Origin of the sequence: Rothia sp. ZJ932, from assembly GCF_016924835.1 — a bacterium.
Classification (GTDB): Bacteria; Actinomycetota; Actinomycetes; order Actinomycetales; family Micrococcaceae; genus Rothia.
Genome location: NZ_CP070480.1, coordinates 73958 through 98753, shown reverse-complemented (window position 1 = coordinate 98753; position 24796 = coordinate 73958). Strand labels below are relative to the sequence as shown.

Here is a 24796-nt window from a genome sequence, read left to right as displayed (position 1 = left end):
ACGGCTCAAGATTTTTCTGAGCCGCACCCACCGGCGTTTAAAGCATTCTTTAGAGTGCCTCCACCGCGCGAATCAGCGCGATGTGTGGAATGACGTGCGGGAAGTTGCCACTCATGCGTCCCAAGTCAAAATCATACTCAGAACTCATCAAACCCAAGTCGTTGGAAAGATCCAAAACAGTACGCAGCAGACGGCGACCGTCCTCGGTGCGACCAGAACGCAGGTACTGCTCGGCAAGCCACAGCGAAGCACCAAAGTGTGGGTTGTCCTGCCCCTCGAAACCATCGATATTATCACGGTTAATGTAACGGTAAATCATGCCCGATGAATGCATCAGTTCAGCTTCAATACGCTCCACTGTGCCCAGCATGCGCGGATCATCCCACGCCACAAACCCAATGTGAGCGAGCTGCAAAAGGGAGGCATCAACGTGTATACCGTCATAGGTCTGCACAAAAGAGTTCATCTCTTCGTTATAGCCGTGCTCCAAAATCTCAGCCGCCACGCGGTCGCGAGCCTCAGCCCATACCTCGGCGTCCCCCGTCATACCGTGCTCAGTTACCGCAGTAACACCGGCATCAAAAGCAGCCCACAGCATCGCCTGAGAGTGAGTAAATACATGGGGTTCACCCAGCATCTCCCAAATTGAGCGGTCAGGTTCACCAATACGCTCCACCGCAGAGTTCAAAAGAGCCTGCTGCAGCGGCCACGAGAGGTGGTCTTCTCCCACGCCGTGACGGCGCAGATTCGCGAAAGTAGCCAGCACCTGACCCAGCGCGTCCCCCTGAAAATAGGAATGCGAACCGTTACCCGAACGCACCGGCTGAGACCCCTCATAACCGGTCAGAGCCAGGCGGCGGTCAAGATCATCTTTCTCGCCAGCAACACCGTACACCGAGTGCAACTTGTAGGGGTTGTTAGCAAGCGCGCGCAGCATCCAGTTACGCAGCTGGGCGGTTTCACGTTCGTGACCGTGAGCTAGGGTAACGTCCATTGCCATAGCAACGTCACGTAGCCAAGCGAAGCGGTGATCCCAGTTGCGCTTACCGCCGATAACCTCGGGGAGGGAAGTAGTCACAGAAGCAACCAAACCACCGGTTTCACGCGAAATCAGCGCGCGCAACACAAGCAGCGAGCGCAGGCGAGCCTCACGCAATTCAGCGTCAAAAGCAGCGTTTTCATCGTCTTCTTCAACGACGGGGTTAGCGCTGGTCTGAGCGAACTCTTCGTAGGTTGCCGCGTCCACCTCAAAAGAGATGGTCTGGGTTGAGGGTTCAATAACTTCACTGTCAACCTCGCGGGTAACCTCGATGCTTTGGGCATCGACACTTACATCGGTTGCAGGTGGTGCCACCTGAGGCACAGGATTCGTGGATGCCTCCGGCTCGCTTGCAACAACCGGCTGGGACTGCGTGGGTGTGGGTTCAGGAACCTCATCAACGTACAGCGAGGACCACTCGCTCCACTGCTCTTCGGCGTAGGTCAGTGCCTTGGGGTAGTCGATGGGCGCAGGCGGGTTCTGGTTAGATGCAAAGTAAGAGAGGGTGAACACGTAGTTCTGACCGGCAGTCACGGTAAAAGTGCCAGCGTGCTGGTCAGGCTGACCGTCGGGCATCGGCGAGCCGCGGAACACCAGGGCGTGCGGACCAGCCATGCCCACCAGCATCGACTCATCAGGATCAGGCACACCGTTAGCGTCAATAACGCCCTCATAACGAGTTACCCACGGCTGGGTTTTGCCATTATCAAAACGCAGTGCGAACTCGTTGTACATGGTGACCTCACCGGTGAGACCCTCCACGTTACGCACAATCGAGGTGCCCGCAGCCAGCGGCATAAAGTCGGTGACTCGCACCGATGCGTCCCCCACAGACCACACCGTCTGCAGGACGAAAGTGTTTTCGCGGTAGCTACGCTCAATCTTGATTTCTTCAACTGGGTTCGGATTGACGCTCTCTAGCGGAGCAAGCAGCCAGCGTCCGCTATCGCGCTCCCCCAGCAGGGCAGCGAATACTGCGCCGGAGTCGAAACGCGGGGCGCAAAACCAGTCAATTGAACCCGCACGCGAAACCAAAGCGCCGGTGTTCATATCTGAGAGCAGAGCGTAGTCCTCGATATAAGAAGCCATGCTCCTAAGCCTACCAAAGACACGGTAGGCGGCAGGGGTAAAAAGTTCCCGTTCCTGTAACCGGTTGCCTGTTGCTCTCTGCTGACGGTGGAAAGGTCTTGAAAATATACCCCCTGGGGGTATAGCGTGGAGGATATGAGCAAGAGAAGCACCTGCGACCACCAGGTTCACGGTTATCACAGTTCTAAGGACGCGCACCTTACGCGCCTGCGCCGGGTTGAAGGGCAGGTGCGCGGTATTCAGCGCATGATCGAAAACGACACGTACTGCATCGATATCCTCACCCAGGTTGCGGCTATTAATAAGGCGTTGCACGCGGTTTCTACCAACTTGCTGGAAGAGCACATTCGCCACTGCGTTGTTGATGCCGCTATCACCTCGGAGAAAACCGGCGATCAAAGTCTGATTGACGAGAAAATCAAAGAAGCCACCGACGCTATTACCCGCATGATGCGTAGCTAACACGCGCCCCCTAGTTTTCTTGCCCCCGCGGCAAGAGCCCCTAAGAAATATAGAGAAGAAAAAAGGAGCACACCATGGCTACTACTACCGTTCGAGCAACCGGTCTGACCTGCAACCACTGCGCGCTGAGCGTTACCGAAGAGGTTTCTGAGGTTGAGGGTGTTGATGAGGTAACTGTTGACGTTGTCAAAGACGGCGAATCAACCATCACCATTGAGCACACTGACCCCATCAGCGAGACCGCAGTGAACGCTGCTATTGCTGAAGCTGGCTTTGAGGTTGTTACCAACTAGTTTTACTCGCTGAGAGTGCAATTTAAGACCGTTTTTTCGCGAAAACATGTCTTAAATTGCACTCTCGATTTTTAGAGATAAAGGATTCACCGTGCCTCCCCTTGAGAGTTTCTCTACCACGCCCGCTACTACCCGCATCGTGAATGTGAGCGTTGGCGGCATGACCTGCGCTTCATGTGTTGGTCGTGTTGAGCGTAAGTTGCGAAAACTTGAGGGGGTGGACGCATCCGTCAACCTGCCCTTGGAATCAGCGCGGGTAATTGCCCCGCAAGGCATCAGCGACGAGGTGCTGATTGAAACCATTGAAAAGGCAGGTTATACGGCGCAGCTGAAAACTGACCAGCAGCCCGCTGAGGTTGATACAACATCTTTGCATTCGCCCGAGATGTTGAAAAAACGCATCTGGGTGGCTGCGCTTTTCGCACTGCCGGTTTTTGCGATTACCATGTTCGCTCCCCTGCAATTTGCTCATTGGGGGTGGGTAGTTGCGCTCTTGGCGCTGCCGGTGGTGACCTGGGCGTCGTGGCCTTTTCACCGTTCGGCAGCTATTAACGCCCGGCATTTTTCGGGCACTATGGACACCCTCGTTTCTTTGGGCGTCATTTCTGCTTACCTTTTCTCTGCTGCCAATCTTTTCTTAGACCCTATGGTGACCGCTCATGCGGGGCACGCGGGTATGACGGATATGAGCGCGCACGACCACAATCTTTACTTTGATTCATCGACCATGGTGGCGTTGTTTTTGCTGCTGGGCCGCTACATTGAGGCGCGGACGCAGCGACGTTCTTCGCAGGCGCTTCGCAACCTGCTAGATCTGGGAGCAAAAGAAGCAACCCTTATACAGGATGATAAAGAGATTCGGATTCCCGTGAAAGATCTTCTGCCGGGGGATGTTTTCTCGGTGCGTCCGGGTGAGAAAATCGCAACGGACGGTGTGGTGAAAACAGGCACCTCTGCGGTTGATGAGTCTTTACTGACGGGTGAGTCTGTTCCCATTGAGGTTGCTCCGGGTAGTCAGGTCACGGGTGCCACCGTAAACACTTCGGGCGCGCTAACCGTTGAGGCAACTCGTGTGGGTGCTGAAACTGCCCTGGCGCAGATGGGTCATTTGGTGGCTGAGGCGCAGTCGTCGAAGGCTCCTATTGCGCGTTTGGCTGACAGGATTTCTTCAATTTTTGTTCCGGTAGTTTTGGTGCTTGCTCTACTGACCCTGGTGGGGTGGCTGGTAGTAACCGGTGATGTTTCGCGTGCTTTTGTGGCGGCAGTGTCGGTACTGGTCATTGCTTGCCCGTGTGCTCTGGGCTTGGCAACCCCTACAGCTCTCTTGGCGGGTACAGGGCGGGGTTCGCAGTTGGGCATTCTTATTAAAAGCGCCCAGGTTCTTGAAGATACCCGCAAGGTATCAACGATGGTGCTCGATAAAACGGGTACGGTCACCACCGGCGACCTTGAAGTCATGGCTGTGTACCCCTTTGCTACAGATGCTGATATGCATCTTGATGTTTTAGTACCGGCTGCCGCTGTTGAGCACCACAGCGAACACCCTCTTGCCCGTGCGATTGCGGCGGCGGGGGCTCACACGTCCGCCCTGCCACAGGTCAGCGATTTCAAGTCTTTTGCCGGTGGTGGCATCAGCGGAACGCTGGCAGATGGACGCGCGGTGCTGGTGGGCAAACCCAGTTTTTTGACAGAACAGGGGGTAGCACTCACAAGCACCCAGAAGGAGCTACTGCACAAGCAAGAAACCGGCGGACTGACAACCGTTGCCGTGGCGGTGGCGAATCAGGCGGTGGGTCTAATTTGTCTGCAAGATACCCCCAAGAATGGTGCCGCGGCGGCGATTGCCGAGATTAAGAAGCTGGGTATTACCCCCGTGCTACTGACCGGGGATGCGCGCGCTGTGGCAGAGGCAGTTGCCTCCCAGGTGGGTATCGAACCGGGCAACGTGTATGCGCAGGTGACCCCGCAAGAGAAGGTAGAGCGGGTGCGCGCCCTGCAAGGTGAAGGTGCCAGCGTGGCGATGGTGGGTGATGGTGTTAACGACGCAGCAGCTCTGGCACAGGCTGATCTGGGCATCGCGATGGGTTCAGGCACCGACGTTGCAATGGAAGCTGCCGATATGACCCTGATGCGCTCAGAATTAGAGTCTGTGCCCACCGCTCTCAAGCTCTCCAAAGCCACCCTTAAACTCATCAAATCCAACCTCTTTTGGGCTTTTGCCTACAATACGGTGGCGATTCCGGTGGCGGCGGCAGGTTTGCTCAACCCCATGATTGCGGGGGCTGCTATGGCGTTCAGCTCGGTGTTCGTGGTGCTTAACTCCATGCGCCTGACGGTGTGGAAGCCCTAAACCGTATCATCGGGTAGGTGAGTTCTGCCTGCTAGCGGTGTACTGCTAAGTTGGTAGTAAGAAAAAGTTTTATATTTCGGCGTGACACATCGATTAATCACCCCGTCTTACTATGGCGGCGTCGTTAGGCACCTTCCACTTACCGTTTATCGGCGTCGCCTCCTATCTTTACCGAGGATATTGCAGTGACTGAAGCTCAAACAGTGCAAGGACGCACCATCGTTACCGAGGCAACCGCTGAAAAGATGGTCGGTATTCTTCTGAGCGATTTTCCCGGCGTGAAATCACTGGGCAGCCCCATGGGGCGTGTAATGGGCACGGTTCTTTCTCTCTTTGATAATAAGCACCCCGAAAAACAGGGTGTAACCGCCAAGTACGAGCGTGGGCGTTTTCAGATTCTTGTGCGCATCAACACCAGTGCGGGGCACCTTCCACACGATGTTGCTTACTCTGTCGGCGAGACCATTTTTGAACACATAGAACAGCTCACCGGCACCGGTGTCTCAGCTGTTACCGTCGAAGTTGCCAGCGTTGAGGTGGGGTCTATAGATGATCTTCCCGCCGGTTCGTCTTCGGGCGCAGGCGCGTCCGCACCGACAACCAACAACCCCGATAAAAACCTGACGATTACCTACACCACCGGTGCCTACGAAGACGTCGCCACCTCTCTCATTGCCGCCGCCTACGGGGTTGCCGATGACGAGGTAACTACGCGCGTCAGCGAACGGACGCAGGGGCTTGCGATTTCAGCAAAAACCCCCCTAGCGCAACGCCTACTGGGCAATAACCCCAAGTTTAGCCAGCAAGATTTTGAGAACGGGTCAGAGGCCCTCACCCGCACCATCAACACCCACATTGAAAGCGCATCCCCACACCTCACCGCTCATCTCGAGAGACTTCTCGGGCGCACGGTGGAGTCACTTTCCTGTGAGGTATCTTCGCTACACTCCACTACAGGGGGTGCATAAATTTTCGGGTCTACCTGCCGAGAAAGTAGACAGTAATATAAACTTATTACTTGGTGAGAGAGCGTCTCTTACCCCTATACCCACTACAAAGGGAAACCGATGACGTCTTCTACTTTTGCGGAGTACGCCGGCGAATTAACCGACGCCCTGCTGAGCCAAAGAGCCAGTAACGGGGATCAAGCAGCGTTTCAAGCACTGGTACGTAAGCATGCACCCGCGATGCGCGCCTACGCCATTCGCCTTACCGGCACAACCGCAGATGCTGACGACGTTCTACAAGAAACCTTTATCCAAGCGTGGAAGAAACTCGACACCCTCGAAGACCACAGCAAAGTACGCAGCTGGCTCATGACCCTCACCAGCCGAAAAGCAATAGACCTCATTCGCACCCGCAAATCGAATGTTTCGATTGATTCTGTTGCAGAATCTCACGCAAAAGAGCAAACCCCCGAGCAGAGTGCTATCACCGGTTCCCAGATTAACGCTCTCGCCCACGCTCTTGAGACCCTGCCAGAGCAGTCCCGCGAGATTTGGATTATGCGTGAAATAGGTGGTTCGTCGTACCAGGAAATCGCCGAACTGCTGGGAATCTCACCCGCAAGCGTACGCGGAAAACTCGCCCGCGCACGCGTCAAACTAGTTCAGGAAATGGAGGAATGGAAGTGAACAGCAATCACATCCCCCTTGAAGACCTGAGTATCTGGCTTGACGATGAGCACAGCGGTATCGCCGGTGCCGAGCACCAGCGCCGGGGCAAACACATTGAAAACTGCCCTACCTGCACTCAACGTTTTGAAGCTTTGCAGCGCTTAGAACGCGCCACCCAGGAACTCATCGATGAAGATGAGAACACCCAAACAGCACACGTTGGTTGGGTTGAAACTCTGCTGGAGAATCTTATTCTTGAGACGAAAGCGGGGCGCGCCATTCCGCTGACCGGCGATCACCCCCTCGACACGCTCAGCGTGACGGAGGGCGCTATTCTTTCTGCCACTCGCCGCGCCGGCGAGAGCGTCAGCGGCGTTCTAGTCGGCAAGGTTCGCCTGCACGGTGACATTGAGACCCCCGACGCCGAAATCACACTGGAAATGAATATTTCCGTCCGCCAAAACACCGCGGTGCCCGATGCGGCGCAGCAAGTGCGAGCGCGCGTCCTTGAAGAAATTGACCGTACGAGTGAGCTGAATCTTGTGGCTGTAGATATCACGGTTGAGGACGTCCACTCGCCGGCAACGGAGCTCAATGCTAAGCCCGAGGAGCCGCCTCATGCCTAAAATATTGCATATTGAAGACCCTGCTCACAGTGATGAGAGCGATCATCAGCAGTTGCTGGGCACCTTGTACAAGGCAGTTTGCGAGGTTGAGGGTGTTGAGCGTTTGTATGCGGACGCGCCCCTGGTCGGTGGTGCCTTGCGCATGGTGAGTTCGGCGGTGTTGAACAACGGAAATGATCAGCAGCCGCAAACCGCTCATGACACAACTACAGCGGCTCAGATGTTGGGTGAGGCGGTTGGGACCGCTGGTGCTGCGATTAGTTCTATGGTGGAAGGTGCCACTGATGTGATGAAGCGTGCCAGTTCACCCGTGGGAGACACCGCCGCAGGCGCACCGTCGTTCGGCTCAGAGGAACCCCTGCGCGTAACCGCTCGTTTAGGCGTCAGTCGCCAAGCAAGCGTGCCGGACGTCCTGCGCCGCGCAACAGCTGCTATCAGACAGCATGTTGATGACGATACCGTCATCAATCTTGAGGCTGTGAACGTTTAACACTGGCAATTTGAGGTATGTGCAAGGGGCGCGTCTTGACTTCTATGAAGTCTCAAGATGCGCCCCCTTGTGCATGTAAAAGTCTTTAGTGGGTCTTTCTAGGCGCTCGGTTGCTCAGGGGTGTGAGCTGTTGAGTCACTGTGCTGAGCTGATGAGGTCTTATTCTTAGAGGCTTCTCGGGCTGCTGCTTCGCGCTTAGCGCGGGCTTCAGCATAGAGCTTCGCTGAGGAGCGGTTGATGCCCGAGCCCTTGCCGAGGGATTCGTCGTTGGGTGTCTCAATCATCATGAGGGTTGCACACATAACCAGAGTAACCACAAAAACAGCACCTGATACAGACGCCGCAAGGGGAACCTTAGGCGGGTTATTAGTGCCACCGGTAGCAAAGAGCACCACGCCAAAAAAAGCCACGAGGGCAAGACCCACCGCAATAAGAAGCGGCCCTTTAATTTGTTCCTTCATGCCGCCACGTTTCTGAGTCACCTAGAATTCCTTCCCACAAAAGAGTGTTCAATCTACTCTACCCGCGCCACCACCCAGAAGTACTCAGTATTACGACGGGGCGGGGCGTTACTTACCGCTCAGTAAACGCCGCCCTTAGTGAGTACTACTAACGGTGATTTTTGGATTGACCGCGCAGGGAAATAGCGCCAATCACCATGAAGATACCGGCAATGAGCGCACCACCCGCAGTAACACCCAACATAGCTTTTGCGCCCAAATCTGAGAGCACGGTGAGACCCAAGGCTGACATCACGGTCACAAACCCGGCTATGCGCCAATCCTTATCAGTGGGCAGAACATTCTTAACACGCAAACCCATCAGCAAAAGCGCCACACCGGTAAGACCCAGAATGATGCTACCAATAAGAGTCATCCACAGCTCAGTATGAGGAACCACCAGCAGGAGAACACCACCTGCCAGTTGAATCATCGCCAACGAACGCCACAGCTGACCCACGCTGCCGATATTCACCCCGACGGGCGCGTCCTGCAGGCTCGCATCCGCCCGGCGAGAATCCCCCTCATAGGCAACAGTGCTCGCTGCACGCGAGTTCAAAAAACTCGCACCACCCATACACAAAAAATAAATACTCATCAGCACCGCAGCAAAATCAAGAGTAGGTCGCTGCCAGAAAACGGTAATAAGACCGTACACCACAAAAACCAAGGACAAGGCGAGAGTCGGCGCAACAAAACGGCGCGCAGCAAGAGAAAAATTCACGTTCCCTAGCTTAGTTTCTTTCAGGGTGAGAATGGTAGTACACAGGGGCAACTGTTCAGGAAAGATCTTCAGGCGACACCCATGCTATCGAGCACTTGCGTCATCTTCTGCGCAGCAGCTTGCAAACGATGCGGCGCCTCAACACCGAAACCCAGCACTACGCCAAAAGTTCGCTGGGCATCAGAAGGCACGTCCGTACCAGTTGGCGGCAGGCTGCGAGAGGTGAGGGCAGCGTGCGCCCAGTAGTCCCCCAAAGCCGCTACCTCCACCCCGCTTCGCATAAGAGTTTCGCAGACAAGCGTCTCATAGCCTGCACTAGCGTAGACACCGGTGAACTCAAGAACCAAGTGAAGACCGCCGTCCATAGGGAGCACATTCACCCAGTCAGGCAACCGGCTCTGCGCCAGAGCAGTCACAAGGGTTTCACGGCGTTGCCTGTAGACCCGGCGCATACGCGCAATATGCCGATGCGCCCCACCCCGAGCAAAGAAATGAGTAGCGGCATCCTGCGTCAACGCTGAAACAGGGTTACCCATGACCCGCCGCAACCGCAAAATATCAGTGTGAAGAGACACCGGTGCCAGCATGAACCCCAGACCGAGAGCGGGGGTCAGCGTCTTAGAAAAAGACCCCAGCATAATTGTTCGATCATCAGGATGCTGCCGCGAAAGAGCAGTGAGCGCCGGAAGGGCATCGCCCACGTAACGCAGTTCTGAATCGTAATCATCTTCAACGATGTAGGCATTATTTTCCCGCGCCCAGTCCAGCAGTTCAAGGCGGCGGGTGACCGGCATCGACGCTCCAAGCGGGTACTGGTGACTCGGGGCAACCAGCACAAGATCGGGAGCTTCAGCGGGCAAAGAAGCGGGGTCAAGCCCGTGCTGATCGACCCTCACAGGTATGATCTCGTGCCCAAAAACCGCCGGAATCTGATACAGCGAAGGGTAGCCGGGGTTCTCCACCGCGATACGCAGCGGTCTCTCTCGGCGCTGGGTTCGCAGAGAACTCAACAGCAAACGAAAACCGTCACGCGCACCGGCAGTCACCATAATTTCGTGCGGAGCGCAGACCGTGTGGCGCATCGTACGCAGGTGCTCAGCGAGTTGATATTGCAGGGCGGGCGAACCTGATGCACCGTAATTGGCGGTGGGTTCAGCGGCAGCGACACGCCAGGACGCCCGCCAGGCAGTACTCGCCAAGAGTGAAGTATCGGGACTGCCAGGAGTGAGGTTAATAGTGCGATTTCTAGGCGGTACAGGTGGTCGTGGCGGACGCACTCCCCCACCCGCTACTAAAGGCTCACCGTTTGAGAGCATCACCTGTTGGCTACGAGGAAGGTGCCCCGGTTGAGTCCCACCTGAGCGAGCCCCAAGAACTTCTTGTAATTTCAAGTTTTTGGTAACGCGGGTGCCACCTTTAGATGTTTCAAGGTACCCCTCAGCGGAAAGCTGCTCATAGGCAGCAACCACCGACCCACGGGCAATATCAAGCCGTGCCGCCAGCGCGCGGGTTGAGGGCAGCGCGTCCGCAGGGGCGAGGGTTCCCGCCAGAATGTGAGCGCGCAGCTGTTCAGCGAGCTGGGTAGGAATCGACTCAGGCACATCACGGCTGATGGCAAGCGGTAATTCGGCGGGGCCGGAAGAGCGGGACATGGTGGGGTTTTCTCGGAGAATACATCTGGTCTAAAAATTCTTTGTGATTCTGGTTCTTAGAGTAGACCAGATGCGGGTTCAGAATGAAAGACATGACTGATTACAAGACTTTTAACGAAAACATCACCGGCTCACCCCTGGTAAAGCGCGGTTTGGCTGACATGCTCAAGGGCGGCGTCATTATGGATGTGGTGACTCCCGAGCAGGCGCGCATCGCTGAGGATGCTGGTGCGGTAGCTGTTATGGCGCTGGAGCGGGTACCCGCTGATATTCGCGCGCAGGGTGGCGTGGCACGTATGTCTGACCCCGACATGATTGAGGGCATCATTGATGCTGTCTCTATTCCAGTGATGGCGAAGGCTCGCATTGGGCATTTTGTGGAGGCGCAGATTCTTGAGGCGCTGAAGGTTGATTACATTGATGAATCCGAGGTGCTTTCCCCCGCTGACTACGTGAATCATATCGACAAGCAGGCTTTTACGGTTCCTTTTGTGTGCGGTGCGACGAACTTGGGTGAGGCGTTGCGTCGTATTGCTGAGGGCGCGGCGATGATTCGTTCTAAGGGTGAGGCTGGTACGGGTGATGTTTCTGAGGCGACCAAGCATATTCGTACTATCAAAACCCAGATCGCTGAGTTGCAGGCGTTGCACGCGGTTTCGCCTGATCTTTTGTATGTGAAGGCGAAGGAGTTGGCGGCTCCTTATGACATTGTGCTTGAGGTGGCTCGCACTGGTAAGTTGCCGGTGGTTCTGTTTACGGCTGGTGGCGTGGCGACCCCTGCGGATGCGGCGATGATGATGCAGCTGGGCGCGGACGGTGTGTTTGTGGGTTCGGGTATTTTTAAGTCGGGCAACCCGCAGGCGCGCGCGAGGGCGATTGTGAGGGCGACGGCGCAGTTTGATGATCCGGTGGCTGTTGCGGATGCGTCGCGTGGTTTGGGTGAGGCGATGGTGGGGATTAATGTGTCGGATCTTCCGGCACCGCACCGCCTGGCGGAGAGAGGCTGGTAAATATGATTTTTTCGCCGACAGGCGAACCAAAAAATCATATTTACTGCGAACACAGCGAAGCGGTGAGTAGAGGGCAGTGCGAGCTTGCGAGCACCAATAAGTATTTTCCGAGCGTGCGAGGAAGTAAAAATTGTGGAGTAGAGAAGATTAGTGCTGGCGCTGGTGAACTTTGGGGGTAGATTCCCAGAATGTGCTTTGCACTGCGAGCTTGTGAGCGCCTTGTCTGACTTGTGGGAGGGGTACGCCTCTGGACGCTGCTCTGCGACTGATTCCTTCGCTTTGTGTGCGGGCGTTAGGCGTCCTTCCGCTTCGCTCTGTCCATACGTCGTTGTCGCGTGCGTCCGTCGGTGTACAGGGTCTTTGGCTTTTTGTAATCACATTCTTTGGGGGTTCTTTCGTGGCTGATGCTCTTGTTAGCAACGGTAAAACTGTTGGTGTTTTGGCTTTGCAAGGTGGCGTTGCCGAGCATGCCGCCGTGCTTGAGAGGTTGGGGGCGCGCGTCGTTCTCGTCAAGAAACCTGAGCACTTGGTTGGCTTGGATGCCCTGGTGCTACCCGGTGGGGAGTCGTCTACTATTGACCGGCTGACGCGCATCTTTGGTCTGCGTGAGCCACTCATTGATACGGTTGAAAGCGGGCTACCAACCTTGGGCACCTGTGCGGGGTTGATTATGTTGGCGCGGGAGATTGATGATTCTGCACCGGGTCAGCAGTCGCTGGGGGTGCTGGATGTGTCGGTAGGACGCAATGCCTTTGGTTCGCAGGTTGATTCTGCTGAGGCGGTTCTCGATTGGCAGGCCGTCGCGGGTGAGATCACGCCGGTAAAAACAGTCTTTATTCGTGCGCCCCGTATCTCGCGTGTTGGTGGAAATGTTGTCATTACAGCTAAGTATCGCGGTGAGGTTGTGGGCGTGCGCCAGGGCAACATCATCGGCATTTCGTTCCACCCGGAACTCACCGGCGATACAAGGGTACACGAGGAGTTACTGGCACTAGTGTAAGGATGGACTTCGCAGCACTTGATCCTTTGGACGACTCTCTAAGCCTGTTGGATTCAGACAAGCTGTAAGAGGTATAGCGGCTCATTGCTGCGACCGGTGCGGTTACTCGAACATGACGGTTACCTTCAGAGAGAAAAAGTAAAGCCCCCACCCGTCATTGACAGGTGGAGGCTTCACGTCAGTTCTTAAGGTGAGACACTTTCTTGAGCTGCAACCATGGCGTCAAGGGTGAGCTGAACCAGCTGGGCGATATTCTCTTTCTTAACTTTCGCAGTTTTTACACCCAAATATGAATCGGTGTAACCCTTAGCGTAGTAAGAGATGAGACCAAACTTTTCTGCCAGTTCTTTTTTCTTCATAGCGTTTTTACTGGTGCTTCCTGCGCTGCAAGTGGAAATTGCTGTGCCCCTTTTATTGAGAAGATTCCAGAAAAGACTGTTAACGTTCGTGTTCGCGCTGGCAGACGTGTTGATGAGGCAGAGCGCAACTACATTGGTTGGGACGCGACGTTCAGCGACGAAGAGGCGCACCAAAACCAGTCTCCGAACTCGCCAACAGCGGTTCTAAGGGTACACAGTTCTCGGTTAATATGTGCTGATTTCAGTTTTCAGGACGCGCAGGATTTGGGTTAGCAGCCCCAGGCTGTTGAGTTCGCCAGGCAGTCCTCAGCCACGTTACCCACCTTCACCTTCCACACCCGCACCACGCGAGGATCAGAAACCACCTCATTAGTGCCAGCCACCGGCAACCACGGGCCACCCTCCACAGAATACCTACCACTGTAAACAGTGGTCACCGTAGCGTTATAGTCACCGGTTTCAGTGTAAACATGAGAAGTATCAGTAGGAATATCAGCCCACTCCTGACCAGCAGGCAACCCATAGCCAGGGCTGAAGCTAGTAATGGTGGTTCCATCACCATAATCGAAGATATAACTCACCGGAGTAGCAACAACCCGCACACTGCGCCCACTAATCTGGGTATCAAAAGTCTGCTCCTGAGCATCAGCCCACAAATTTGTGTTGAAGTTCTTCAACGTATGCCCAGAACCCTGACCCATAATGCTGGCAGGTAAAACATTAAGACTGCGAAAATCCTCATTAGTAACGGTAATAATCAGCTGCTGCGCAGGCGCATCACTCTCAGGAGCATCCAAGATAGCCGAGCAAAAAGTACCAGCACGCTGCCACCCAGCCAACCTGTTTTGATTATCCCAATCAATATGAGCACCGACTCCCTCAACGGCGGCGTTAGCGTCAGCATAAAGAAGTGACAGTAAGACGCCCGTGTTCTCACCAGCTTGGCACTTTTTCAAGTTGCAATCAGTAGACTGCACGGTACAGGGTTCAGTGTAGGCGTACTGGTGGGGATCCTTCTCAGGCACATAATTTGAAATGCTTTCTTGCTGTGCATATTCAATGCCAAGAGTTAATTGCTCCTGTACGGACTCGTGCGTATGAAGATTTACAACGCTCTGATCTGCCTCAGCAAACATATCAGCGAATGCACCCGAGGATGAAGCCCCTACGATAAAAATTGCGAGGAAAAAGGATTTCGCAGAGAGGATGAATTTTTTATTCATAATCAACCCCATTTATTCCGCTCGAAGATGCAACAGACCACCTACCTGCCTCATATCCAAGGGTCATCGTGGTTGGCTGTGAACTTTTATTAAATACACCCGTCTCCTCTACTACCGCACCATTTTGATCATAGACAACACCAGTTGAGCGAGTTAGTACAACAACGATATCTACTTGGTTATCCATCTGAGCTTGGTACCCATAGTCGGGCACTTCAACCTGATAGCTTGCTCCAGACAGCCAGCCATTTTTAATAACATAAATCTTATTAACTTCATCTAAAAGTGCTCGATGTTCTTTCCACTCCGTTCCAGTAGCATCCATAGCCATAGAAGTAGCCCCGGTCTGAATGGCATAGTTATTTGCCTCGTTCCAGTACTCGATAAACGCTTTCGCCCCCTCAAAACTCTGCTCCTTCGCAAGCTCAGGCATCACAGGCTTAGGAACATTCAAGGCGGGGTGGGTTTCAGTTGCAGGCACGTACTTCCCCGCCTCATACGCGGTACGTTCCTCATCGCTTAGTTTTACCTCCTCACCGTTAGCAAGAGTGGGTAGGGGCGAGACTTCAGGTTCCGAGCTACTAGCACTAGAGCTGGCAGTCGACTGAGTTTCTGATACTGAAGCAGTTGCACTAGCCGTTGATTCAGCAGTTGCTTCATTTTTTGCCGAGCAACCAACAAGAGCTACCCCGGCAAGGGCCAGGACAGCAAGACTTTTTGAGGGCATAAGGCACATGGGGTGTTGTCTCCTTAGAGGTTCAGTGCGAGTACTCGATATGGTTCGCGTGGTTCTAGTGGTTACCTTGTAAGATAGCCCAGCGGGCAAGCTGGCGCACCTTACTACCAAGTAACTTGTGGATAACTTCCCCAGCAGGTGCGTTCGTCCTAGTCAGGCATACCAGCGCGCCCGTAACAACCTGTCACAAAATCTCATCGAACTTTACGCTAAAATCAGCGAATGAAGTCTAGGCGCAAGTAGGCTTCAACTTTGCTAGGCGAGGGGAGCAGCGGAGAACCGGTGGATCACTGGCTCTACAAGAAGTAAAGCTGACCATATAGAAACCCAAATTCCCCAGCAGGCGGAGCAAAAAGACCAAATATTGAGGTCCGCTTTAAACCTTAGGCTTTGAACTTCCACATTTAAGCTGAAGCTCTCGCAAGATTAAACATTTCAGCAGGCAAATCCCTCTCCAAATCCCAAGTAATGTGCATAGGCTGCGAGCCAGTATGAGCCAGATAACTCACCGAACCAATAAACATAAAGGGGCTTGTTCCCATACCATCTTCACGGACGTACCGAACGAACAGTAAGGGCATTTCACCTTTATTCGAACAGTGTCGATAAATTTTTCCCAGACGGCTTTCTGGGGTCGTTCGGTTCTGAGAGTCCCATGCAAATTTCTTCTCTGTGATGGCATAGTCTCTGTACATTGTTTCTGGTGAGTAATACTTTTCTGACTTTTCAAGAGTAACTGTCAATGCCAACGTATTAGTCTGTTTAGCTTCTAATACCCCGCTTACAGAGCCACCGGGGCTAGTAAACTTGTCACCCTCGTGCGCCCCCAGCGCAGCATATATCTCTTCACGACTATAGGATGCATGAGTTAATAAAGGAATATCTGGACTTAGAGATGCACTCTGTTGAGGAAGATGCCGGTCAATATCAAGCTTGTAAGCCCAGATCTGCAGTAACTCATTGATGAAATATGGGTGCTTCTGCAACTCGATTAGGCCCTCGTCAAGAGTCATTACCGGGTTCTCTTTACCCGCCTCAAATTTTCCGTAGGGCCAAAAAGAAAATACTAGACCCCATGCCATACGCTTTTCAGCTAAGGTCATCTGGGATTCACTTATATCTGTTGTAAGGAATCTGGTATAGGAATCAACCCGTTGCGCATCGTTGACATGGGTTAATGCCCGTATACGATTAGCAATCTGCTGCACCCGTGAACCTTCTTCGTAAAGCAAAGGAATTTGGGGGATTTGCCCGGCTGCATCCAGCAAGAAAGTAAAAGTGAGCCCCTTCTTGTTTTGTCCTTGCTTATAGGCAACGGACCTACCATATATGTTTGCCAGCTCTAAACCGTGCTTTTCGAGGTACGGCTCGAGCAACTCGGTAACCACAACATCGAGGTTCTTTTTCTTTTCCTCCTCAACAAATACTTTTAGCTGGTCAACCATTGCAGGAACCTTGGGGTTAAGTTGTTTCTTAATGCTTCTAAGAATTTGATCTTGGGCTTTGCGGTCTAGCTGTAAATTACACCCAACAGGAAGTTCAGGACTCTCAATGAAGCTTTTTGTGATATGACCATCGCGCGTGAAAGAGCGCATCTTCATATCAAACCTAAAACCACTAGCCTGATTACCCACAAAATCCAAGACAATGAGCACCGCTTTATCGGCCGTACGACGCAACCCTCGCCCCAGCTGTTGCTGGAACAACGTAATAGACTGGGTAGGACGAAGCATGAGTAAGGTATCGACTTCAGGAATATCAACACCTTCGTTAAAAAGATTAACGGTAAAAATTATGCACAGTTTGTCATCAGGATTTTTAAGACGACGGATTGCTTCAGTGCGCTCATCGAGTGTGCTGTTTCCCTCAAGATATGTAGCAGATAGACCAGCTGTATTAAATTGTTCTGCCATATATTTTGCGTGGTCCACATTGACGCAGAAACCGATAGCTCGCATCAGCTGAGGGTAAGCAATTTTGTCTTCCAGCTGTTGCAAGATGATGCGCGTACGTCTTGTGTGACTCATATAGTACTTCGTCAGATCAGACTCATTGTACTTTCCCGAGTGAAATTTAATTTCGCTGAGATCGGTACCATCATCGATGCCATAGTAGTGAAAAGGCACCAGCAAACCTTCTTCAAGCGCATCCCACAAGCGAAGCTGGGTTGCTATACGTCCTTCAAAGAACTCAGCTGCAACGTTTGTCCCATCAGTACGTTCCGGGGTCGCGGTTAGTCCCAACAGTTCCTCAGGCCTAAAGTAATCCAGTATTTTGCGATAACTCGGTGCCGCCGAGTGGTGAAATTCGTCGATAATAATGAGGTCAAAATAGTCCGGTGAATACTCCTCCATAGCACCCTGTGCAAGGGTTTGAATGGTTGCGAAAATATGTTCGTTGTGAATTGGTTTTCTACCATCGAATAAGGATTCGCCGAAACTTTCGTCCCGCATAACCGTTGCAAATGCACTTTGCGCCTGATTTAAGATTTCACTCTGATGTGCAATAAAAAGTAGACGCAATCTACGGCCACCGGCAGCTTCACATAATCTGCGATAATCCAGTGCAGAGAATATAGTTTTGCCAGTACCTGTAGCAGCGACAGCCAAATTCTTATGATGCCCTTTACCTCTTTCAGCGTGAAGCTCATCAAGCATCAACGACTGGTGTGGATAAGGTTGAACATCAACATGCGAAAAGTTGATGGCCATATTTGGACGCCGCTGGGAACCTCTACCTATCGCAGCATTGAGCAGAGATTTCTCAAGTTTGGCACCGTCTTCATCGCTGCCGTCATAGCTCTCGAAACTATCTGACTCCCAATAATTCTGAAAAGCCACTTCAAACTGACGCAAAATACCGGGTGTAACTGAATTCGAAACGCGCACATTCCATTCCAAACCATCCGTTAGAGCTGCATGTGAAAGATTAGAGCTACCTACATATCCGGTGGTGAACCCAGAATTACGGTGGAAAATCCATGCCTTGGCATGCAAGCGGGTTACTCTTTGCTCATAACTTACCTTGACTTGGGCACCATACTCTTTAACCAGTTTGTCAACTGCTGGGCGCTCGGTAGCCCCCATATATACCGTAGTTAAAACACGAAAGGGTATGCCCCTACTCTTCAAAAAGCTCAGCTGTTTCCTCAGAATATTAATGCCTGATAGCTTCACAAAAGAGCACAAAAGGTCCACGCGGTCAGCGCTCTCTAGCTCACGCTGAATTTCGTCCGAAAGGCTCGGTTCTTTAGGATTGTTAGTAAGAAGAGCCACCTCTGACAGGGGAGTAGCAGGACGTGCTGATGGCTGCGTCTGCGTTTTAGGCTTAAGCTCCGTTAGCTGTATGAGCGCACCTTTATCACCGGTAGATTCCAACCTGTCTTCGCCTAGCTCAGACCCTAACTGACTCAGTAGAGAATTAACGATTGCTACACGTTCTTTAGGCGTTGCTTGTTCAAGGTGATGAGTAATTCGCTCAGCAACATAGCGCGATAGTGAGGGGATATGCAGAGCGTCATCTGCGTCGACAAACTGTTTCTGACCACTCCGCGTCTTCTGGAATACTTAGTGCAAGGTTTTGATGTGACTTCGCAAGTTCATAAAGCCCATAAGGTAATTTTTCGTTCGCATTACTCATACAAGCAGCTTAGATTTTTGCTTCTTCTTCGTCGAGTAGGCTGCCCGGTGGGCACTCATTTTTCTTCACACCACCGAGCGTGGAAACCTGTAATTACAAGAACTTCTGTGCCTCCGGTGAGTAGGTGCCTTGATACCCATTCCAGTTGGCTTATGACAAGGCATCCATTGTAGATGAGGGAAGGGGCACCGAAATCACGGTCTACAGACCCCAAGAGGGCGAGCGCAAAACCCAATACCTCGGAAGTTCGCGCTGCGTCTTCTATACCTACGGCGTGTTCACCCACCAAACGTTGTGCGAGCGCGACTTGCCTGAGTAGTCTTGCTCTCTGCATCTCGGTAAAAGACACTGCGTCGCACCATCTACTTACAGGCTGACGGGTGCCTACCTCATCGCAAAAAGCAGTCACTACATCGTCACTCACTGCCGGATGCAGCGTGCCAGCACCGTAGAAAACTACAAGTTGCTGGGTGACCCGGCATGTGCGGATGAAGGGCGTAAAAGTTTCGGGCGTTACCCGCCTGCCCGCAATGAGTAGAGCCTTCCCAAAGTCACTGTCTACTGAAACTACGTGCAATAAATCCATGATGCCCTTCTCTCAACGCTAGGAACATCATGGTCGTTCAGGCTGGATCCAGCCCCCAAGAAGATCGTGAAAAGATCGGGAACCCGCACAGCCGGCCCACGCGTCCGCACGAGACCTCGTGATGCACATAATCTACATAAATATGGCATTTATCCACAGATACATGTAAAGTATGTATTAATCGTTCAGCCCGCACGGAGAAACTCGTTTCTCTGGAGTGGGCTGGATTTCTTTTCTGCTACCTTAAAACTATGGATGCGCAGATTAAGCCTTACACCACTATCAACCAACAAATTGACCTACTGAAGAGCCGCGGGATGTTGATTGACCCAGCTGAAGCGCAGCAGTGGCTAAGCTATGTTGGTTATTATCGGTTAAGTGGATATTGGTACATCTGCCGCACAGAGAATCCAGCATCCACTGGACAAAGAACCCCAATTCGCGATGATACGTTCCAGCCAAACACAGATTTTTCAGACATTGTAAAACTCTACGAATTTGATAGAAAACTTCGAACTTTAGTCCACGACGGCATCGAAAGAGTAGAAATTGCCGGACGAACAGCGCTAGCAGAAACATTAGGGGCGATGGGTCCCCTCGCTTTCTATCAAAGAGATACTTTTAGGATCAACCCTCGCAAAGAGTTTGACCACTACCAGCTCATCAGTACAGTGACTGGTCGTATCAGTAGATCCCTCAATTCAAGAGAACGAACATCAGTTCACCACAACGTGGAAAAATATGGTGTTCTGCTAGCTCCCTGGGTACTCGCCGATGTTCTAGATTTCAGCGATATGTCTAAAACTTATAGTATGTTGAAGACCACGGAACAAGAAAAAATCGCTGACTTATTAGGTTTTGACGTTTCATCAATACGTCGAACAAGTAATCAAAACTCCGCATATAGGGACGCGCATCCTCTCGCTTCAGTTCTACGGCAGTTAACAGTACTACGCAACAAAGCGGCCCATCATGCCCGGATCTGGAACTGTTCGTTACCTCCTGTCGGTACGCCTATACTAAGACAAATCCCTCAGCTAAGCTCCTTGCCGTTACCTCAGAGTGAAAAATTATACGGTGCCTTGACGTGTATAGCGTATACACTTGAGGCTGTCTCACCGGGTTCAAGTTGGTCGAAGAACGTCGCAAATCTAGTGCAGGACAACTTGGCTGACATTCCTTTTCTCACAGAGTCGCAGATGGGTTTCCCCAATAGATGGGAACAAGATCCTTTGTGGAAACTCCACACTCCCTAACCATTTTCCCTCCACCCCTATAAAACGCGCTGCAGGAGACCTGCCAGCCCCTGCAGCGCGTAAAAGATCAATGTAATATATACTCTCTACCTACCCTGTACCTCGTCCGCGCGAATGATGCTGCGGGTGATGTCTTCGGAGGTCATGGGGCGACCGGAGGTCGGGCCCAGGTTGTTGTCCATCATGATGATCTTGGCGTTGTTGCTCGACGCTAAAGCAGTATAGACTGCGATGCCGTCGTTGAACTTCAGCCACTCCACAGCAGCCTCGGCTGATAGGCCCGCGTCTTTGAGCTTATCAATGCGCTCCTTCATGCCTTTAGCGATCTCGTCGCCCTCCTGGGCGATACCCTCACCGCGTAGACGGCGCGCATCACGCTCAGCTTCAGCTTCCAAAATCGCGGCAGCCTTGTTACCTTCGGCGGTCAGAATCTGTGCCTGACGCTTACGTTCGGACGCGTTCACCTGGTTCATCGCGTCCTTCACCTCGGGCGCGGGGTCAACGTCAATGACGTTCGTATCCTTAATAACGTAACCGTACTCGCCAATCTTCTCGGTCAGCTCACCCTGCAGCGCAAGACCAACCTGGTGCAGTGAACCGTACGCCTCATCAAGATCGAGCTTCGACAGTGACCCCACAATATTCTGCTGAATGTAAGAACGCATCTGGTTCTCAGGGTTAGACAGGCGGTACACCGAATTCTTAATATCCTGCTCGTTCTCGTTCACGAAATACTGCACGTTCACAGGAACCTGAACGAACACGTTGTCCTTGGTCTTTGTTGCAACCATCAGGTCAAGCTCTTTCACGCGCAGCGTCTGCTTGTAGGCAACCCGGTCAACAAACGGCATCCGAAAATGCAGACCGGAGAAGAGAGTGCGGTGATACTTACCCAGTTTCTCAATCACGTACACATCTGACTGCGGAACCACCAGAATACTCATGAGCAACATCAAGCCCAAAACACCCAGCAGTACCAGACCCAGAAAAATCAAAACAGTACCTAGCACCATCTCAACCCCTTAAATCTCCCTACGACGAACTGATGCTTTAACCCTACCCGCTATCCGCATCCTTAAACAGCGAGATCCTGATTAATCGCCGAGATCCTGACATAAAACAGGATCTCGACAACACATCAGGATCTCGGCGGTAAGGGTTTATCGCTTCTGGTAGAGGCTCTTACGCTGGAACTTCGGGTCGCTGGTCACCAGCACACCGAGGTTGCGGAAGATTCCCTCATCAACCGAACCCAGAATGGTGGTGGTGTGAACATCAGCGCCGCGCAGGTTCTTCAACTGCTCTAGGGCGGCACGCGCGTCCGCATTTGTAGCTGCTGAAACGGTCAGTGCAATCAGCACCTCGTCTGTGTGCAGACGCGGGTTAGTGCTGCCCAAGTGCTCAGTTTTTAGGCTCTGAATCGGAGCAATCGACTCGGGTGAGAGCAGGTGTGCCTCATCGTCAATACCGGCCAGGTGCTTGAGTGCGTTCAGCAGCATCGCCGATGAACAACCCAGCAAATCGCTGGTACGACCGGTAACGATAGTGCCATCTGGCAGTTCAATTGCAGCGCCGGGCAGTTGGGTCTCTTCCTCACGCTTGCGGGCGGGCTCAACCACCATGCGGTCAGTTGACTTGATGCCAGCCTTCGCCATAACAATAGCGGCACGGTCAGACTGGGTAGAATCCAGACCCTCACGCGCTTCATCAACCAGCGCCTTATAGTAGCGGCGAATGATCTCCTGCTCGGACGCGCGACGGCAAGCGGCATCGTCCGTAATGCAGTTACCCGCCATGTTTACACCCATATCGGTCGGTGACTGGTAGGGGGTGGTGCCGGTCAGCTTCTCCAGCATGGTTTTCAGCAACGGGAATGCTTCAACGTCACGGTTGTAATTAACCGTTGACTCGCCGTAGGCGCTCAGGTGGAAGTGGTCAATCACGTTGGCGTCATTGAGGTCAACGGTTGCCGCCTCGTAAGCCAGGTTGACGGGGTGTTCTAGAGGAAGGTTCCAAATGGGGAAAGTCTCGAACTTCGCGTAACCGGCCTCAACACCGCGTTTGCGTTCGTGATACATCTGCGAAAGCGCGGTAGCCAGTTTACCTGAGCCGGGGCCCGGCGCGGTTACAACCACCAAATCGCGGGTGGTCTCAGAAAATTCGTTTTGCCCCAGTCCCTCTTCAGACACAATCAAATCAGTGTTTGCGGGGTAACCGGGAATCACACGGTGACGGGCAACCTTCAGCCCCAGACGCTCCAAACGCTCCTTGAAAGCAACAGCCTTGCGGTCGTCGTCTTCCATCTGAGTCAGCACAATGTGCTCCACCAAAAAACCGCGCTCACGGAAAACATCTACCAGACGCAAAACGTCGTCTTCGTAGGAAATACCCAAGTCAGCGCGGATTTTGTTACGTTCGAGATCTTTGGCGTTGATGCAAATTAGAATCTCAACTTCGTCGCGAATGTGATCGAGCATCGCGATCTTGTTATCGGGTGTGAACCCCGGCAGCACACGAGAGGCGTGCATGTCGTCAAATAGTTTGCCGCCCATTTCGAGGTAAAGCTTGCCACCGATCTGCTCTCGACGCTCCTTGATATGAGCGGACTGCATTTCGATGTACTTCTCACGGTCAAAACCAATTTTATTCACCATGGAGTTTAACCATAGCACGCGATTTCGGTTCCTCTGCCGCGCACCCTGCCGGCGGTCGGATGCGTCCTTACTTAATCCACACGCCCTGGCGAGCACGGTGCCCCAGGGTGAGAGCGCGTATTCCCATGTAGCCAAGGGCGTAGGAAACCCAGAGCCAGATGAAGCCGGCAACAGATGCGCTGCCCGAGAAAATCAGGTACACAGCTACCAGCATGGGCAGGTAAACCACCGCGTTGAGCAGGGAGGCAAGTGCTAGGTAGCGCACGTCTTGGGCGCCGATGAGAACACCGTCGAGAATGAAGACGTAGGACGCGAGTGGCTGCCCCACCGCAACCACCAGCATGGCGAGCGCAAAGAGGTGTTGCACCTGAGAATCAGAGGTGAAAAGCGGTGCTGCGAAGAACCCAACTAACGGGCATAACAGGGCTGTGACTAGGCCAAATCCGAGTGCCCAGCGCACCAGGCGATCCTTGAGAACGACCACTGCATCGCGCTCTGCGGGCCGGTCAAGATTGCGAGCGCCGAGTTCTTTGCCCAGCAGGGCTTGGGCAGCGATTGCAAGAGAGTCTAGAGCAAAGGCGAGGAAGTTGAAGAAGGTGAGCACCAGTTGGTATGCCGCGAGGTTTTCAGCACCTTGGGCGGTCACCACAAACACGGTGGCAAGTAGGGCGATGCGCATTGAAAGTGTGCGCAACATCAACCAAGACCCCACGCGCAACACCCCCGCCACCCCGGTTATTCCCGGTAATGCTGAGACATGATGGGCGCGCATGCCACGCACCACCATTGCTCCCAAGACTAGCGCCATGAGCCATTGCACCGCCGATGTTCCCAGCGCCGAACCTGCAACCCCCATACCCGCAGGGTAGACCAGTACCCAGTTCAGCCCGGCGTTGAGCACCGCGCCACCAGTGGCAACGTAGAGCGGGGTTTTGGTGTCTTGCATACCGCGCAGGACGCCCACCGCAGCAAGCACCGCGAGCATAGCTGGCAGTCCCGGCAGTGACCAGCGTAAATAGTCCACGCCAAAAGTGTGCATCTCACCGGTGCCACCCAGTGCTGTGATGAGACCCGGCGCAGTTAGCCAGAGGGCACCTGCTACCAAAACTCCCAGCATCAAGGCTGTGACCAACCCATCGCGTCCTGCCGTGTATGCCCTCTTCAAATCACCGGAACCAAACGCGCGCGCAACCGCCGGAGTGGTGGAATAGCTCAAGAAAACAGCCAAGCCAACAATGGTTTGCACCACTGTAGAACCGAGGGTTAGCCCGGCAAGCTGCGGGGTGCCCAAGTGACCGATGATAGCAGAATCAGCCATCACAAAAAGCGGCTCAGCGATGAGGGCACCAAAAGCCGGTACAGCGAGGGCGAGAATCTGGCGATTGAGGGAGGGCGTAGAGGTTTTCACTCCATCAACCCTAGCCGAGAGTGCAATAGTTCCGCTGGTTCCACGAGGGACGCTCACCGGTCAGTTTCGCCTTCGCGATGGACG

Annotated in this window: 21 protein-coding genes; 10 read left to right on the top strand and 11 right to left on the bottom strand. The window is 53.2% G+C overall.

The window, feature by feature from the left end; genetic code table 11:
* Nucleotides 1-49: 49 nt before the first annotated feature.
* Nucleotides 50-2128, bottom strand: a complete 2079-nt coding sequence (locus JR346_RS00460; RefSeq protein ID WP_205482518.1) for a glycoside hydrolase family 15 protein — start codon at nucleotides 2126-2128, stop codon at nucleotides 50-52.
* 135 nt (nucleotides 2129-2263) lie between these two features.
* Here JR346_RS00460 and JR346_RS00455 point away from each other — a divergent pair, with 135 nt between their 5' ends.
* The 7 genes from JR346_RS00455 to JR346_RS00425 all read left to right on the top strand — a co-directional run bounded on the left by JR346_RS00455 (nucleotide 2264) and on the right by JR346_RS00425 (nucleotide 7965).
* Entirely contained in the window at nucleotides 2264-2590 is a 327-nt protein-coding gene (locus tag JR346_RS00455) for a metal-sensitive transcriptional regulator (RefSeq protein ID WP_205482517.1), read from the top strand.
* 74 nt (nucleotides 2591-2664) lie between these two features.
* Nucleotides 2665-2883, top strand: coding sequence for a heavy-metal-associated domain-containing protein (locus tag JR346_RS00450; RefSeq protein WP_204877699.1), 219 nt, complete (start codon nucleotides 2665-2667; stop codon nucleotides 2881-2883).
* 91 nt (nucleotides 2884-2974) lie between these two features.
* Entirely contained in the window at nucleotides 2975-5233 is a 2259-nt protein-coding gene (locus JR346_RS00445; protein WP_255521895.1) for a cation-translocating P-type ATPase, read from the top strand.
* A 185-nt stretch (nucleotides 5234-5418) separates the two neighbouring features.
* Nucleotides 5419-6201 (top strand): Asp23/Gls24 family envelope stress response protein, encoded by a 783-nt coding sequence (locus JR346_RS00440; protein WP_204877700.1) that lies wholly within the window; start codon nucleotides 5419-5421, stop codon nucleotides 6199-6201.
* Nucleotides 6202-6300: 99 nt separating this feature from the next.
* On the top strand, nucleotides 6301-6867 hold the full coding sequence (locus JR346_RS00435; RefSeq protein ID WP_204877701.1) for an RNA polymerase sigma factor: 567 nt from the start codon (nucleotides 6301-6303) through the stop codon (nucleotides 6865-6867).
* Complete coding sequence (locus JR346_RS00430; protein ID WP_204877702.1) at nucleotides 6864-7475, top strand: Asp23/Gls24 family envelope stress response protein; 612 nt, start codon at nucleotides 6864-6866, stop codon at nucleotides 7473-7475. The genes JR346_RS00435 and JR346_RS00430 overlap by 4 nt, the downstream gene beginning before the upstream one ends.
* The gene (locus tag JR346_RS00425) at nucleotides 7468-7965 is read left to right on the top strand and encodes a hypothetical protein (protein WP_204877703.1); all 498 of its coding nucleotides are present in this window, start codon (nucleotides 7468-7470) and stop codon (nucleotides 7963-7965) included. Before JR346_RS00430 ends, JR346_RS00425 begins: the two co-directional genes overlap by 8 nt.
* A gap of 98 nt (nucleotides 7966-8063) precedes the next feature.
* Here the strand turns inward: JR346_RS00425 and JR346_RS00420 are convergent, their stop codons facing one another.
* From JR346_RS00420 to JR346_RS00410, 3 genes are all read right to left on the bottom strand, one after another.
* Nucleotides 8064-8447, bottom strand: coding sequence for a hypothetical protein (locus tag JR346_RS00420; RefSeq protein WP_205482516.1), 384 nt, complete (start codon nucleotides 8445-8447; stop codon nucleotides 8064-8066).
* 127 nt (nucleotides 8448-8574) lie between these two features.
* Nucleotides 8575-9189, bottom strand: a complete 615-nt coding sequence (locus tag JR346_RS00415; protein WP_205482515.1) for a hypothetical protein — start codon at nucleotides 9187-9189, stop codon at nucleotides 8575-8577.
* Nucleotides 9190-9257: 68 nt separating this feature from the next.
* Complete coding sequence (locus JR346_RS00410) at nucleotides 9258-10841, bottom strand: PLP-dependent aminotransferase family protein (protein WP_205482514.1); 1584 nt, start codon at nucleotides 10839-10841, stop codon at nucleotides 9258-9260.
* Between the two features lie 83 nt (nucleotides 10842-10924).
* Here JR346_RS00410 and pdxS point away from each other — a divergent pair, with 83 nt between their 5' ends.
* Both pdxS and pdxT read left to right on the top strand, forming a co-directional pair.
* Nucleotides 10925-11851 carry a pyridoxal 5'-phosphate synthase lyase subunit PdxS gene (pdxS, locus tag JR346_RS00405; protein ID WP_370592527.1) on the top strand — a complete coding sequence of 309 codons (927 nt, stop codon included), beginning with the start codon at nucleotides 10925-10927 and terminating at the stop codon, nucleotides 11849-11851.
* Between the two features lie 397 nt (nucleotides 11852-12248).
* Nucleotides 12249-12851: a pyridoxal 5'-phosphate synthase glutaminase subunit PdxT gene (gene pdxT / locus JR346_RS00400; RefSeq protein ID WP_240333968.1), complete on the top strand. Its 603-nt coding sequence runs from the start codon at nucleotides 12249-12251 to the stop codon at nucleotides 12849-12851.
* A 185-nt stretch (nucleotides 12852-13036) separates the two neighbouring features.
* Here pdxT and JR346_RS00395 read toward each other — a convergent pair whose 3' ends face one another.
* The 4 genes from JR346_RS00395 to JR346_RS00380 form a co-directional block, all read right to left on the bottom strand.
* Nucleotides 13037-13210 carry a hypothetical protein gene (locus tag JR346_RS00395; RefSeq protein WP_205482513.1) on the bottom strand — a complete coding sequence of 58 codons (174 nt, stop codon included), beginning with the start codon at nucleotides 13208-13210 and terminating at the stop codon, nucleotides 13037-13039.
* A 269-nt stretch (nucleotides 13211-13479) separates the two neighbouring features.
* A complete protein-coding gene (locus JR346_RS00390) occupies nucleotides 13480-14433 on the bottom strand; it encodes a hypothetical protein (protein ID WP_205482512.1) in 954 nt (317 codons plus the stop codon).
* Nucleotides 14426-15169, bottom strand: coding sequence for a DUF6318 family protein (locus tag JR346_RS00385; RefSeq protein ID WP_205482511.1), 744 nt, complete (start codon nucleotides 15167-15169; stop codon nucleotides 14426-14428). Before JR346_RS00385 ends, JR346_RS00390 begins: the two co-directional genes overlap by 8 nt.
* A 404-nt stretch (nucleotides 15170-15573) precedes the next feature.
* Nucleotides 15574-18546 (bottom strand): DUF3427 domain-containing protein, encoded by a 2973-nt coding sequence (locus JR346_RS00380; protein WP_205482510.1) that lies wholly within the window; start codon nucleotides 18544-18546, stop codon nucleotides 15574-15576.
* 1099 nt (nucleotides 18547-19645) lie between these two features.
* Between JR346_RS00380 and JR346_RS00375 the strand changes: the two genes are divergently transcribed.
* Entirely contained in the window at nucleotides 19646-20650 is a 1005-nt protein-coding gene (locus JR346_RS00375; protein WP_205482509.1) for an Abi family protein, read from the top strand.
* 86 nt (nucleotides 20651-20736) lie between these two features.
* Here the strand turns inward: JR346_RS00375 and JR346_RS00370 are convergent, their stop codons facing one another.
* The 3 genes from JR346_RS00370 to JR346_RS00360 form a co-directional block, all read right to left on the bottom strand.
* On the bottom strand, nucleotides 20737-21663 hold the full coding sequence (locus tag JR346_RS00370) for an SPFH domain-containing protein (RefSeq protein ID WP_205482508.1): 927 nt from the start codon (nucleotides 21661-21663) through the stop codon (nucleotides 20737-20739).
* Nucleotides 21664-21810: 147 nt separating this feature from the next.
* On the bottom strand, nucleotides 21811-23304 hold the full coding sequence (locus JR346_RS00365) for a DUF1846 domain-containing protein (protein WP_204877714.1): 1494 nt from the start codon (nucleotides 23302-23304) through the stop codon (nucleotides 21811-21813).
* 67 nt (nucleotides 23305-23371) lie between these two features.
* On the bottom strand, nucleotides 23372-24712 hold the full coding sequence (locus JR346_RS00360) for an MATE family efflux transporter (RefSeq protein WP_240333967.1): 1341 nt from the start codon (nucleotides 24710-24712) through the stop codon (nucleotides 23372-23374).
* Nucleotides 24713-24796: the final 84 nt, after the last annotated feature.

What these genes read in the sequence shown, in the direction of transcription:
- JR346_RS00395 (WP_205482513.1), bottom strand. Translation starts at nt 13,210, where the DNA reads ATGAAGAAAAAAGAACTGGCAGAAAAGTTTGGTCTCATCTCTTACTAC.
- JR346_RS00370 (WP_205482508.1), bottom strand. Translation starts at nt 21,663, where the DNA reads ATGGTGCTAGGTACTGTTTTGATTTTTCTGGGTCTGGTACTGCTGGGT.
- JR346_RS00435 (WP_204877701.1), top strand. Translation starts at nt 6,301, where the DNA reads ATGACGTCTTCTACTTTTGCGGAGTACGCCGGCGAATTAACCGACGCC.
- JR346_RS00455 (WP_205482517.1), top strand. Translation starts at nt 2,264, where the DNA reads ATGAGCAAGAGAAGCACCTGCGACCACCAGGTTCACGGTTATCACAGT.
- JR346_RS00375 (WP_205482509.1), top strand. Translation starts at nt 19,646, where the DNA reads ATGGATGCGCAGATTAAGCCTTACACCACTATCAACCAACAAATTGAC.
- JR346_RS00390 (WP_205482512.1), bottom strand. Translation starts at nt 14,433, where the DNA reads ATGAATAAAAAATTCATCCTCTCTGCGAAATCCTTTTTCCTCGCAATT.
- JR346_RS00385 (WP_205482511.1), bottom strand. Translation starts at nt 15,169, where the DNA reads ATGTGCCTTATGCCCTCAAAAAGTCTTGCTGTCCTGGCCCTTGCCGGG.
- pdxS (WP_370592527.1), top strand. Translation starts at nt 10,925, where the DNA reads ATGAAAGACATGACTGATTACAAGACTTTTAACGAAAACATCACCGGC.
- JR346_RS00425 (WP_204877703.1), top strand. Translation starts at nt 7,468, where the DNA reads ATGCCTAAAATATTGCATATTGAAGACCCTGCTCACAGTGATGAGAGC.
- JR346_RS00410 (WP_205482514.1), bottom strand. Translation starts at nt 10,841, where the DNA reads ATGTCCCGCTCTTCCGGCCCCGCCGAATTACCGCTTGCCATCAGCCGT.
- JR346_RS00365 (WP_204877714.1), bottom strand. Translation starts at nt 23,304, where the DNA reads ATGGTGAATAAAATTGGTTTTGACCGTGAGAAGTACATCGAAATGCAG.
- JR346_RS00450 (WP_204877699.1), top strand. Translation starts at nt 2,665, where the DNA reads ATGGCTACTACTACCGTTCGAGCAACCGGTCTGACCTGCAACCACTGC.
- JR346_RS00460 (WP_205482518.1), bottom strand. Translation starts at nt 2,128, where the DNA reads ATGGCTTCTTATATCGAGGACTACGCTCTGCTCTCAGATATGAACACC.